Below are 12,281 nucleotides of genomic sequence, written 5' to 3'. Positions count from 1 at the left end.
GGCGGGAGTGCGTGGTCGGCGTGGCTGGTGCGGTTCGGGTGCGGTTCGACCTGGCCTATGAGGGAACCGACTTCGCCGGTTGGGCGAAGCAGCCCGCCCTCCGCACCGTACAGGGTGAGCTCGAAGGAGCCCTCCGGCGGTTGTACTCGGGGCTCGGCGTCCTGCCGTCGCTGGTGGTCGCGGGTCGGACGGATGCCGGGGTGCACGCCAGGGGTCAGGTCGTGCACCTCGACCTGACCCCTGAGCAGGCCAGCAACATCGAGATCAGCAGGATCGCCCTGAGCGTGAACGGCGTTCTGGGTCGACCCGCCGACATCGTGGTGCGCCAGACCTCCGTCGCCGGTGAGGGCTTCGACGCGAGGTTCTCCGCCCTGTGGCGCCGTTACGAGTACCGCATCGCCGACAGCCTTCCGGTGCGGAGCCCGCTGACCCGTCGCACGACGGCCTGGACGACGAAGGTACTCGACGTCGAGGCCATGCAGGAGGTGGCCGACGAACTGCTGGGGCTGCACGACTGGGCCTCGTTTTGCAAGCCGAGGGCGTTCGCCACGACCATCCGCACCCTGCAGGACTTCCGGTGGACCCGGGCCGACGACGGAGTGGTGACGGCCACCCTGCAGGCCGACGCCTTCTGCCACAGCATGGTGCGGGCGGTCGTCGGGGCGTCGGTGGCCGTGGGTGAGGGGCGGCTGGGGCTTGCGGAGGTGGTCTCGCTCCGGGACGCCCTCGAGCGCACCAGTGCCTTCAAGGTGATGCCGTCGCGAGGTCTGACGCTGATGGCGGTCGGCTATCCGGATGCGGCGGGCCTGGCGAGACGGGCTGAGGAGACGAGGGCCCGCCGTTCCCGCGAGGCGCTGGCCGAGGCGCGACTGGAAATGATCCGCCAGATAGGCTAGTGTCGACCCTTGGTGTGCAACAGTTCTCTGCGCCGCCCGAAGTTGAGCCCTCCACGGGCCCGTTCTCTCGCCCACGAAACCGTCATTCGGTGTGGGCGAACGGAATCGGCCACGGAGTGGGATTCACGGACACCTCATTTCGACCAAGAAAGCACTATCACTGTGACTCGTACCTATTCTCCCAAAGTGAGCGAGATCGTTCGCAACTGGGTCATCATCGACGCGACCGACGTCGTGCTCGGCCGTCTGGCCAGCCACGCAGCGATCATCCTGCGCGGCAAGAACAAGCCGACCTTCAGCCCGCACCTCGACGGCGGCGACTTCGTGATCATCATCAACGCCGAGAAGGTCGCCCTGACCGGCTCCAAGGCTGCCCAGAAGATCGCCTACCGCCACTCCGGTTACCCGGGCGGCCTGTCGTCGATGAACTACACCCAGCTCCTCGAGACGAACCCGACCCGCGCCGTCGAGAAGGCGATCCGCGGCATGCTGCCGAAGAACTCGCTCGGCCGCGCACAGCTGACGAAGCTGAAGGTCTACACCGGCAGCGAGCACCCGCACTCCGCCCAGCAGCCCGTTCCCTACACCTTCGACCAGGTCGCGCAGTAGCGCCCGCCGGTCATCAGACTTCAGACAAAGGATTCGTAACCAAAGTGGCGAAAATTTCAGACCAGATCGACGTGGCTCCCGAGAGCTACTCGACCGAGACCCCGACCGAAGAGACCCCGAAGGCTGCTCGCCCCGTGCTGAGCGTCGGAGGAGCGGCCGTCGGCCGTCGCAAGCAGGCCATCGCCCGCGTGCGTCTCACGCCGGGTGCCGGCACCATTGTCGTGAACGGCCGTGAGTTCGAGGACTTCTTCCCGAACAAGCTGCACCAGCAGCTCATCAACGACCCGTTCAAGCTGCTCGACCTGCTCGGCAGCTACGACGTCATCGCGAAGATCTCGGGTGGTGGCCCCTCCGGCCAGGCCGGCGCCCTGCGCCTCGGCATCGCCCGTGCCCTCAACGAGATCGACGAAGAGAACAACCGCGCGACCCTGAAGAAGGCCGGCTTTTTGAGCCGCGACGCGCGCGTCAAGGAGCGCAAGAAGGCTGGTCTCAAGAAGGCCCGTAAGGCTCCCCAGTTCTCCAAGCGCTAATCGCCCGCGGCGTTTAGTCCTTCGTTTTGGCTCGCCTCTTCGGCACCGACGGTGTGCGTGGGCTCGCGAACAGAGATGTCACGGCAGATCTGGCTCTTCGCGTGGCCCAGGCCGCCGCAGTGGTGCTCGGCGCATCGGCACGCACAGCCGGTCGTCGACCGATCGCGGTTCTCGCACGAGACCCGCGTACCTCCGGTGATTTCATCGCCGCAGCGGTCGCGGCCGGCTTCGCCAGTTCCGGCGTCGACGTCTTCGATGCCGGTGTGATTCCCACGCCGGCTGCCGCCTATCTCGTCGCCGATCTCGGTGCCGACTTCGGCTGCATGATCTCCGCGTCGCACAACCCGGCGCCCGACAACGGCATTAAGTTCTTCGCGCGGGGCGGCAAGAAGCTCGACGACGAGATCGAGGAGGCCATCGAGGCCGCCCTCGGTGAGCCGTTCCTCGTGCCGCTCGGCGGTGACGTCGGGCGCATCCGCCGTTTCGCCGACGCCGAAGACCGGTATGTCGTGCATCTGCTCGGCACCCTCCCGCATCGGCTCGACGGGCTGCATGTCGTGCTCGACTGCGCCCACGGCGCTGCAGCGGGTGTCTCGCCCGACGTCTTCACCGACGCCGGCGCTCGTGTCACCGTCATGGGCAACGACCCGAACGGCGAGAACATCAACGACGGGGTGGGTTCCACCCATCTCGCCGGCCTGGCCGCTGCGGTCGTCGCCGAGGGGGCAGACCTCGGCATCGCCCACGACGGAGACGCCGACCGGTGTCTTGCGGTCGACGCGACAGGCGCTGTCGTCGACGGAGACCAGATCATGGCCATCCTCGCGACCGCCCTCGACTCCCGCGGTGCGCTCGTCGAACGCACGCTCGTGGCCACTGTCATGTCGAATCTCGGTCTTCGCCGCGCGATGGCTGAGCAGGGCATCCGGATGCTCGAGACCAAGGTCGGCGACCGGTATGTGCTCGAGGCGATCAACGCCCACGGCTACAACCTCGGCGGCGAGCAGTCGGGCCACATCATCTTCGGCGACTACGCCACCACGGGCGACGGGATCCTGACCGGTCTGCAACTGGCGAGTCACATGGCGGGTACGGGCAAGACGCTGGCCGAGCTCGCCAGTGTGATGACGGTGTACCCGCAGACGCTCATCAACGTCTCGGGCGTCGATCGGGAGCGGTCGACGACCGACGAGGTCCTGGCTGCGGCCGTTCTTGAAGCGGGCGAGGCCCTCGGTGAGACCGGGCGCGTGCTGCTCCGCCCCTCCGGTACCGAGCCGCTGGTGCGCGTGATGGTGGAAGCCGCTGACCAGGCGACCGCCGACCGTGTCGCCGGCGAGCTGGCCGCCGTGGTGCGCGAGCGCCTCGCGCTCTAGCCGCCCCCGGAAGTGAGACGCCTCCGGACAGGTGAGACGCGCACGCCGGTCTCACGTGTCCGCAGGTGTCTCACGAACAAGTGCGGGGGCGCGGGGGGCGCGGGCGGCGACGGGTCAGAGCTTGCGGACGAGCACGCGCTTCACGGCGTGGTTCTCGCCCTTCTGCAGCACCAGGGTCGCCCGTGACTTTGTGGGCAGCACGTTCTGCACCAGGTTGGGCTGATTGATCGACGTCCAGATCGAGTGGGCGGTACGCCTGGCCTCCTCCTCGGTGAGGCTCGAGTACCGGTGGAAGTAGGAGCTCGGGTTCGCGAAGGCGCCGCGCTGGAGCTTCAGGAAGCGCTCCTCGTACCAGTGCGCGATGTCGGTGGTGCGGGCATCCACGTAGATCGTGAAGTCGAACAGGTCGCTGACCGCGAGCCGGTGGCCGGGGGAGGGGGGCTGCAGCACGTTGAGACCCTCGACGATGAGGATGTCGGGCTGACGCACCACGATCTGCGCGTTCGGCACGATGTCGTAGCTGAGGTGCGAGTAGAACGGCGCACGCACCTCCTCGGCGCCGCTCTTCACCGCGCTGACGAAGCGGAGGAGCGCCCGGCGGTCGTAGCTCTCGGGGAAACCCTTGCGCTCCATGATTCCGCGGCGGTTCAGCTCGTGGTTCGGCAGCAGGAACCCGTCGGTGGTGACGAGTTCGACGCGGGGGGTGTCGTCCCAGCGGGCGAGCAACTCGCGGAGCAGGCGCGCGATGGTCGACTTGCCCACGGCGACCGATCCCGCCACGCCGATGACGAACGGGGTTCGCCTCGCCCGTTCGCCCAGGAAGTCGGCCGTCTGGCGGTGCAGGTTCTGCCGCGCCGCTGCGTACAGGTTGAGCAGCCGGCTGAGCGGCAGATAGACCTCGCTCACCTCCGTCATGTCGAGCGGCTCGCCGAGGCCGCGCAACTGCACGATCTCCGTTTCGAGGAGGGGATGGGGGGTGGCGGGGGCGAGGGCCGCCCAGTCCGCCCGGTCGATCTCGACGTAGGGGGTGGTGTGGCTCACGGTGGGAATCGACGCGGAATCAACCATAGGAGTCCATTGTGCCTCAACACACAGATGGCCCCTGTAAAATCGGATCCATGTGTGGAATCGTGGGCTACGTCGGACGACCAAAGAGCCTGGAGGTTCTTCTCGGAGGACTGCGGCGACTCGAGTATCGCGGTTATGACTCCGCCGGGGTGGCGATCATCACCGAAGAGGGCGACCTGGTCACTCGGAAGCGCGCGGGCAAGCTGGCTGTGCTGGTGGATGACCTGGCCGCCGAAGCGCTCACCGACGGTTCGACGGGCATCGGCCACACCCGTTGGGCCACCCACGGCGGGCCGACGGACGGCAACGCGCATCCGCATCTCAGCCGGGACGGCAAGCTCGCCCTCATCCACAACGGCATCATCGAGAACTTCGCCGAGTTGAAGGCCGAGCTGCTCGCCGACGGCTACACCTTCGAGAGCGAGACCGACACCGAGGTCGCGGCGAAGCTGCTTGGTCGGGAGTACGAGGCCGGCGGCGGGCTCGCCGCAGCGCTCGGCCGCGTCGTCGTGCGCCTCGAGGGTGCGTTCACGCTGCTCGCCCTGCACAAGGACGAGCCGCTCGTCGTGGTCGGTGCGCGCCGCAACTCCCCGCTCGTGATCGGGTTGGGCGAGGGCGAGAACTTCCTGGGCTCGGATGTCGCGGCCTTCGTCGAGCACACCCAGCGCGCGGTGGCGATCGGCCAGGACCAGATCGTGACCATCACGCCCGACACCGTGACGGTGACGGACTTCTTCGGCACCGAGGTGCAGCCGACCGAGTTCCAGGTGTCGTGGGATGCGTCCGCCGCCGAGAAGGGCGGCTGGTCGAGCTTCATGGCGAAGGAGATCAGCGAGCAGCCCGAAGCCGTGGCGAACACGCTCCGCACGCGCATCCATGACGACCATGTCGTTCTGCCCGATCTCGCCGGGCTCGAAGAGTCGCTCGCCGACATCGACCGCATCGTGATCATCGCCTGCGGCACCGCCAGCTACGCCGGGATGCTCGGCAAGTACGCCCTCGAGAAGTGGGCGCGCATCCCGGTCGAGGTGCAGCTCTCGCACGAGTTCCGCTACAGCGAGCCGGTGCTGTCGCCGACGACGCTCGTGGTGTCGATCAGCCAGTCCGGCGAGACGATGGACACACTCATGGCCGTGAAGTACGCGATCGAGGCCGGGGCGAAGACCCTCTCGATCTGCAACACGCAGGGCGCCACGATCGCCCGCGAGTCGGATGCCGTGATCTACACGCACGCCGGCCCCGAGGTCGCCGTGGCGTCGACGAAGGCGTTCGTCGCCCAGATCGCTGCGCTCTACCTGTTCGGCCTGCACCTCGCCGAGGTGCGCGGCACACTCTCGCCCGAGGCGACGAAGGAGGCGCTCGACGAACTGTCGAGCATCCCCGAGAAGCTCGAGCAGGTGCTGCTCACGAAGGAGCGCATCCAGGAGCTGGCGAAGTGGATGTCGGACTCCCGCGCCGTGCTGTTCCTCGGCCGGCACGTGGGCTACCCGGTGGCGCTCGAGGGTGCCCTGAAGCTCAAGGAGCTGGCGTACATCCACGCCGAGGGTTTCGCCGCCGGTGAGCTGAAGCACGGGCCGATCGCGCTGATCGAGCCGGGGCAGCCCGTGTTCGTGGTCGTTCCGAGCCCGCGCGACCCGAATTCGCTGCACGCCAAGGTGGTCTCGAACATCCAGGAGATCCGGGCCCGCGGTGCGCGGATTCTCGCCATTGCCGAGCAGGGCGACGCTGCGGTGCTGCCGTTCGCCGACGAGGTCATCCCGATCCCGTTGGCGGGCGCACTGTTCGAGCCGCTGCTGGCCGTCGTTCCGTTGCAGATCTTCGCAATGGAGTTGGCGACCGCCAAGGGACTCGACGTCGACCAGCCGCGCAACCTCGCCAAATCGGTCACGGTCGAGTAGCCGGGAGCCGAGACTCGTGATCATCGGTGTCGGCGTCGACATCGTCGATGTGCCGCGGTTCAAGCGCCAGTTGACGCGCACTCCGGCGTTGGTGGAGCGCCTGTTCGCTGAGAGCGAACGCACGCTGTCCCTGCGTTCCCTGGCCGCGAGGTTTGCGGCGAAGGAGGCGTTGGTGAAGGCGGTCGGCGACCCCACCGGGTTCCGCTGGCACGATGTCGAGGTGGTCTCCGACGAGCTCGGGCGACCGTCGTTCAGGCTCGCGGGGTACGCGGCTGAGTCGGTGGCGGCGCACGGGATCGACACGCTGCATCTCTCGCTGAGCCACGACGGTGACTCGGCCTGTGCGTTCGTGGTGGGCGAGGGTGGTGTGCGATGAGTGACGAGAAGCCAGTGGTGGTCCAGCCGCGGGTGGCGGCTGAGGGGCGGGGGCCGTCGCAGCAGGAGGCCGAGCGGCAGCCGTTCCGGCTCGCCGACGTCGACCTCGGGGCGATCCGGCACAATGTGCGCACCGTCGCCGAGCTTGTCGGGCCGGGCATCGCCGTCATGGCGGTCGTCAAGGCGAACGGGTACGGCCACGGCGCGGTCGAGGTGGCGCGGGCGGCTGTCGAGGCGGGCGCGACCTGGCTCGGGGTGGCCGATGTCGACGAGGCGGTGGCGCTCCGGGATGCCGGACTCGACATGCCCGTTCTGGCCTGGCTGCACGGCTCGAATGCCCAGTTCGATGAGGCGGTTCTGCGCGGAATCGACGTCGGGGTGAACTCGGTGGCGCAACTGGAGGCGGTGGCGCGGGCCGTCGAGGCGGTGCGCGGGGGCGTTGCAGATGGCGCGGGCGAACTGGTGCCGCGCGCTGGAGACGCCAGTGACACGGGCGGCGAGCTGCCGGGCGCCGGCGGCGCGGGCCGAACCGCGGCACGGGTGCAGCTGAAGCTCGACACCGGTCTCGGCCGGAACGGTGCCGAGCGGAGCGAGTGGGCCTCACTGTTCGGCCGCGCCGCAGAGTTGCAGCAGTCCGGGGTGCTCACGGTCACGGGCATCTTCAGCCACCTGTCCAACACGAACGACGACGAGGATCGTGCGCAGCTCCGACTGCTGACGGTCGCGGCCGAGGAGGCTCGTGCCGCCGGGATCGAGCCCACGGTCATCCACCTCGCCTCGACGGCAGCGACGCTGAGACTGCCCGAGACCCGGCTGTCGATGGTGCGGCTCGGCATCGGGATGTACGGGCTCTCGCCGTTCGACGATGCCACCTCGGCCGACCTCGGGCTGCGGCCGGCCATGCGGGTCGAGGGGCGCGTGATCTCGGTGAAGCGGGTTCCGGCAGACAGTGCCGTGTCGTACGGGTACACCTACCGCACGGCGGGTGAGTCCACGCTCGCGCTGGTGGGGCTGGGCTACGCCGACGGGATCCCGCGGCTCGGGTCGAACCGTGCACCAGTGTGGATCCGGGGCAGCCTCTACCGCGTGTCGGGGCGCATTGCGATGGACCAGTTCGTGGCCGATGTGCACGACGAACCCGTCGAGGTGGGCGACAGGGTGGTGCTGTTCGGGGATCCGGCGGACGGGCATCCATCAGCCGACGACTGGGCTCGGGCTGCCGAGACCATCAACTACGAGATCGTGACGCGCATCGGCCCGCGGTTCGAGCGGAGGTACGAGTCATGAGTGGAGCAGCTCCCGAGCGCGTGGCGCGCATCAACCTCGACGCGTTCCGGCACAACGTGCGAACGCTCGCCGCGCTTGCCCGGCCGGCCGAGACGATGCTCGCCGTGAAGGCTGACGCCTACGGGCACGGGATGATCGAGCTCGCGGGTGCGGCCCTCGAGGCCGGGGCGACCGCTCTTGCGGTGCTCGACATCCCGGCTGCGCTGGAGCTCCGCGCGGCCGGCTTCACGGTGCCGATCTTCGCCTGGATGCACGCGCCCGACGCCGACTTCGACGGGGCGGTGGCCGGAGAGATCGACCTCGGTGTGTCGGCGGAGTGGCAGCTGGAGCGGATCGCGGAGGCGCGGGCGCGGCTTGTGGCGGGTGTGCGGGCGGCTGCGTCTGCGGATGGTGCCGCGGCGCCGACTGGGGCGGGTGTGCGGGTGGATGCGGATACGTCTGCGGATGGTGCCGCGGGTCCGACGGGGGCGGGTGCGGCAGGGCTTCCTGCGCCCACTCGGGTGCACCTCAAGATCGACACCGGGCTCCACCGCAACGGCGCAACGGTCGAGGACTGGCCGGGGCTCGTGCAGCGGGCGATCGAGCTGCACAACGAGGGCGCACTCGAGCTCTACGCGGCCTGGTCGCATCTTGCAGATGCTTCGCCGGCCGACGATCGCGATGCGCTGACGCAGTTCCGCGTGGCGGTCGACGTCGCGCGGGGGCTCGGCGCTCCATTGCAGAAGCTGCATCTCGCGGCGAGTTCCGCGGGCATCCGGATGCCCGAGGCACGTTTCGACATGGTGCGCTTCGGCATCGCCGCCTACGGGGTCTCGCCGTTCGACGACGAGACGGCCGTGGAGCTCGGGCTCCGGCCGGTGATGACGTTGGTGGCACCGGTGGTCTCGGTGAAGCGGGTGGCTGCCGGGCACGGGGTGTCGTACGGGTTCGACTACCGCACCGAACGCGAGACGACGCTGGCGCTGGTGCCGCTCGGCTACGCGGACGGGATTCCGCGGGCCTCCGGCGGCCACGGCGAGGTGTGGATCGACGGTCGGCGGCACCCGGTTGCGGGGCGGGTGGCGATGGACCAGATCATGGTGGATGTCGGTGACGCCGTGGTCTCGGTGGGCGACGAGGTCATCGTGTTCGGTGAGGCGCCTCAGGGTTTCGGGGCGGAACGCGAGCGCGCGAGTGTGCCGACGGCCGAGGAATGGGCGGGATGGGCGCAGACGATCGGCGACGAGATCGTGGCCCGGGTCGGTCCCCGTGTGGTGCGCGAGTATGTGACCGACGAACCCCGGGCGACCTCGGGCGGCGGCGCGGCGGCTCGTGCCGTGGCGGTGGCCTACGATGGCGAGATCGCCGCAGGCGGGGCAGGCGACGAGCGGGCGGAGGCCGAGTCTGCAGGGGTCGACTCTGCGGAGGCCGAGTCCTGGGTGATCGCCGATCCCGAGCGGATGCGCGCGTTCGGTGTGGAGTTCGCCAGCCGTCTTCGCGCCGGGGATGTGCTCGTGCTGACCGGCGAGCTCGGGGCGGGCAAGACGACGTTCACGCGGGGGCTCGGCGAGGGGCTGGGAGTGCGGGGCTCCGTCACCAGCCCGACGTTCGTTCTCGCCCGGACGCACCCGAATCGGGCGACCGGGGTTCCGCTGGTGCACGTCGACGCCTACCGGCTCGGCAGCGCGGCGGAGCTCGACGACCTCGACATCGACTTCGCGCATTCGATCGTGGTCGTGGAATGGGGTTCGGGCATGGTCGAACGCCTGGTGGACGGGTACCTCGAAATCGTGATCGAACGGCCGCACGGGGCCGCGGTGGGCTCCGGCGACTCCGACTCCGGCGAGACCGACTCCGGCGAGACCGACGTCGACGAGCCCATCGAACCGCGCCACCTCACCCTGTACCGGCGAGGCACGCTCGACGGCACGGAAGCACGCAGTTGACCGGCCGATCCGAGCTGCTGCTGGCGATCGACACGTCGGCAGGCACCAGCGTGGCTGTCGTGCGGGGTGGGGCGGGCATCCAGAACCCGCAGGTGCTCAGCCAGGCCGACGGATTCGACACGATGAAGCATGCCGAGGTGATCGGGCGGTTGATCGAACGGGCGCTCGCGGAGGCCGGAGTCGAGGTGCGGGAGCTCACCGGTGTCGTCGCAGGGATGGGCCCCGGCCCGTTCACCGGGCTCCGGGTCGGCATCGCCGCGGCGCGGGTGTTCGCGCTGGGGGCGGGCGTGCCGGTGCTGCCGGTGGTCAGTCACGACGCGATCGCGTTCGCCGAGGCATCCGATGGCCGTACCGGCGAGCTGCTGGTGGTGACGGATGCCCGGCGGCACGAGGTCTACTGGTCGCTCTACGACCTCGGCACGGTGCCGGTGAGGCTCGGGGGGCCGGGCCTGTCGAAGCCGGATGACCTCCCGCACCCGCACGCCCGCAGAACCGATGGCGCGCACGTCTCGGCCGGGCAGCTCGGTGTCGTCGCTCTCGGCCTGCTCGATTCGAACGGACCCTTCGCCCCCGACGAAGCGCTCTACCTCCGCTCGCCCGACGTGACTGTTCCGACCGGAGTGAAGCGGGTGACCCAGTGAGCGAGGAGCCAGTGAGCGCGGAGCCTGTGAGCGAGGAGCCCATGATCGAGCAGTTCGTGCTGCGCGTTGCCACCCCCGACGATGTCGATGCCATCATGCAGCTCGAGACCGCGACGTTCGAGAACGACGCGTGGTCCCGGGCGATGATGCTCGGCGACCTGTCGCAGACGTACTGCCACTACCTCGTCGCCACGCGGCCAGGCGACGGCCCGACGACCGCGCTCAGTGGGTACGCCGGGCTGATGAGTGCGCGGGGAGCGGTGGATGCCGACATCCAGACCATCGCCGTTGCTCCGGATGCGCGGCGGCGCGGCCTCGCGCGGCTGATGATGACCACCCTGATCGCCGAGGCGGTCTCGCGGGGTGCCAGGCGGCTGTTCCTCGAGGTGCGCGCCGACAACCCGGGTGCCCAGACGCTGTACGAGAATCTCGGGTTCCTGCCCATCGGAGTACGTCGCGGCTACTACCAGCCCGATGACGTCGACGCGGTCGTCATGCGGCTCGACCTGCCCGCTGGAGGTGCCGCATGAGTGCTGAGAATCCCGGCCGTGGCGCGGCCGCCTTCGACCCGGCCGCCTTCGGCCCGGGCGCCTTCGGCGCGGGAGGCCGCGAGCCCGTCGTGCTCGGCATCGAGACCTCGTGCGACGAGACCGGCATCGGTATCGTGCGCGGCACCACGCTGCTCGCCAACGCGATCGCATCGTCGATGGACGAACACGCCCGCTACGGGGGAGTGGTACCCGAGATCGCCGCACGGGCCCATCTCGAGGCGCTCACCCCGACCATCCATGCCGCACTTGCCGAAGCGCAGCTCACGTTCGACGACATCGACGCGATCGCGGTCACCTGCGGGCCGGGGCTCTCGGGCGCACTCATGGTGGGCGTGGCCGCAGCGAAGGCGTTGGCGCTCTCGACCGGCAGGCCGCTCTACGCGGTGAACCACCTCGTCGGACATGTGGGAGTGGATCTCGTCACGCCCGATTCCGAACCGCTGGAATACCCCACCGTCGCGCTGCTGGTGTCGGGCGGGCACACCTCGCTGCTGCTCGTGCGCGACCTGGTCGCCGACGTCGAGCTGCTCGGTGAGACCATCGACGACGCGGCTGGCGAGGCGTTCGACAAGGTGGCGCGGGTGCTGGGGCTGCCCTACCCCGGCGGGCCGCACATCGACAGGGTTGCAATCGGTGGCAACCCGAAGGCGATCCGGTTCCCGCGCGGTCTCAGCCTGCCGAAGGACCGCGAGAAGCACCGCTACGACTTCTCGTTCTCGGGGCTGAAGACGGCTGTGGCCCGCTGGGTCGAGGCGCGCGGCGACCGGGGCGAGGAGGTGCCGGTGGCGGACGTCGCGGCGAGCTTCCGTGAGGCCGTCGCCGATGTGCTGGTGTCGAAGGCCCTTGCGGCGTGCGCCGACCTCGGCGTGCCCCGACTGCTGCTGGGTGGCGGCGTCGTGGCGAACGCCCGGGTGCGTGAACTGGCGATGGAACGGAGCGCGGCGGCCGGGGTGGCGCTCCGCATCCCGCCGCTCTCGCTCTGCACCGACAACGGGGCGATGATCGCGGCGCTCGGCGCGCAGCTGATCCTCCGCGGACACGCGCCGTCGGGGCTCGACTTCGGGGCGGACTCCACGCTGCCCGTGACCGACATCCAGGTCGTCTGAGCGGCTCGTCGTTGACAGCCGC

The 12,281-nt window shown here is 69.5% G+C and carries 12 protein-coding genes; 11 read left to right on the top strand and 1 reads right to left on the bottom strand.

The genetic code is table 11. The features are described 5' to 3' along the window. Nucleotides 1-11 precede the first annotated feature (11 nt). The 4 genes from truA (at nt 12) to glmM (ending at nt 3,408) form a co-directional block, all read left to right on the top strand. Complete coding sequence (gene truA, locus B7R22_RS12420) at nt 12-896, top strand: tRNA pseudouridine(38-40) synthase TruA (protein ID WP_253259054.1); 885 nt, start codon at nt 12-14, stop codon at nt 894-896. A gap of 162 nt (nt 897-1,058) precedes the next feature. After that, nucleotides 1,059-1,505 carry a 50S ribosomal protein L13 gene (gene rplM / locus B7R22_RS12415; RefSeq protein ID WP_116283866.1) on the top strand — a complete coding sequence of 149 codons (447 nt, stop codon included), beginning with the start codon at nt 1,059-1,061 and terminating at the stop codon, nt 1,503-1,505. Between the two features lie 44 nt (nt 1,506-1,549). Continuing rightward, nucleotides 1,550-2,035 carry a 30S ribosomal protein S9 gene (rpsI, locus tag B7R22_RS12410; protein WP_116283865.1) on the top strand — a complete coding sequence of 162 codons (486 nt, stop codon included), beginning with the start codon at nt 1,550-1,552 and terminating at the stop codon, nt 2,033-2,035. Between the two features lie 26 nt (nt 2,036-2,061). Further along, a complete protein-coding gene (gene glmM / locus B7R22_RS12405; protein WP_116412044.1) occupies nt 2,062-3,408 on the top strand; it encodes a phosphoglucosamine mutase in 1,347 nt (448 codons plus the stop codon). 114 nt (nt 3,409-3,522) lie between these two features. Here glmM and coaA read toward each other — a convergent pair whose 3' ends face one another. After that, nucleotides 3,523-4,476: a type I pantothenate kinase gene (coaA, locus tag B7R22_RS12400; RefSeq protein WP_116412043.1), complete on the bottom strand. Its 954-nt coding sequence runs from the start codon at nt 4,474-4,476 to the stop codon at nt 3,523-3,525. 50 nt (nt 4,477-4,526) lie between these two features. Between coaA and glmS the strand changes: the two genes are divergently transcribed. Genes glmS through tsaD form a run of 7 tightly spaced genes read left to right on the top strand, consistent with a single transcriptional unit; the run spans nt 4,527 to nt 12,259 of the window. After that, nucleotides 4,527-6,374, top strand: a complete 1,848-nt coding sequence (glmS, locus tag B7R22_RS12395) for a glutamine--fructose-6-phosphate transaminase (isomerizing) (protein ID WP_116412042.1) — start codon at nt 4,527-4,529, stop codon at nt 6,372-6,374. 16 nt (nt 6,375-6,390) lie between these two features. Next, nucleotides 6,391-6,750 carry a holo-ACP synthase gene (locus B7R22_RS12390; RefSeq protein ID WP_116412041.1) on the top strand — a complete coding sequence of 120 codons (360 nt, stop codon included), beginning with the start codon at nt 6,391-6,393 and terminating at the stop codon, nt 6,748-6,750. Continuing rightward, the gene (gene alr, locus B7R22_RS12385; RefSeq protein WP_116412040.1) at nt 6,747-8,036 is read left to right on the top strand and encodes an alanine racemase; all 1,290 of its coding nucleotides are present in this window, start codon (nt 6,747-6,749) and stop codon (nt 8,034-8,036) included. The genes B7R22_RS12390 and alr (B7R22_RS12385) overlap by 4 nt, the downstream gene beginning before the upstream one ends. Then, nucleotides 8,033-9,961: an alanine racemase gene (gene alr / locus B7R22_RS12380; protein ID WP_116412039.1), complete on the top strand. Its 1,929-nt coding sequence runs from the start codon at nt 8,033-8,035 to the stop codon at nt 9,959-9,961. The genes alr (B7R22_RS12385) and alr (B7R22_RS12380) overlap by 4 nt, the downstream gene beginning before the upstream one ends. Beyond that, nucleotides 9,958-10,602, top strand: coding sequence for a tRNA (adenosine(37)-N6)-threonylcarbamoyltransferase complex dimerization subunit type 1 TsaB (tsaB, locus tag B7R22_RS12375; RefSeq protein WP_253259053.1), 645 nt, complete (start codon nt 9,958-9,960; stop codon nt 10,600-10,602). Before alr (B7R22_RS12380) ends, tsaB begins: the two co-directional genes overlap by 4 nt. Beyond that, nucleotides 10,599-11,132: a ribosomal protein S18-alanine N-acetyltransferase gene (gene rimI / locus B7R22_RS12370; protein ID WP_253259052.1), complete on the top strand. Its 534-nt coding sequence runs from the start codon at nt 10,599-10,601 to the stop codon at nt 11,130-11,132. Before tsaB ends, rimI begins: the two co-directional genes overlap by 4 nt. Further along, a complete protein-coding gene (gene tsaD, locus B7R22_RS12365) occupies nt 11,129-12,259 on the top strand; it encodes a tRNA (adenosine(37)-N6)-threonylcarbamoyltransferase complex transferase subunit TsaD (RefSeq protein WP_116412038.1) in 1,131 nt (376 codons plus the stop codon). The genes rimI and tsaD overlap by 4 nt, the downstream gene beginning before the upstream one ends. Nucleotides 12,260-12,281 lie beyond the last annotated feature (22 nt).

The organism is Subtercola boreus (assembly GCF_003399635.1).
Lineage (GTDB): Bacteria > Actinomycetota > Actinomycetes > Actinomycetales > Microbacteriaceae > Subtercola > Subtercola boreus_B.
This window is presented reverse-complemented; position numbering and strand designations above follow the sequence as displayed.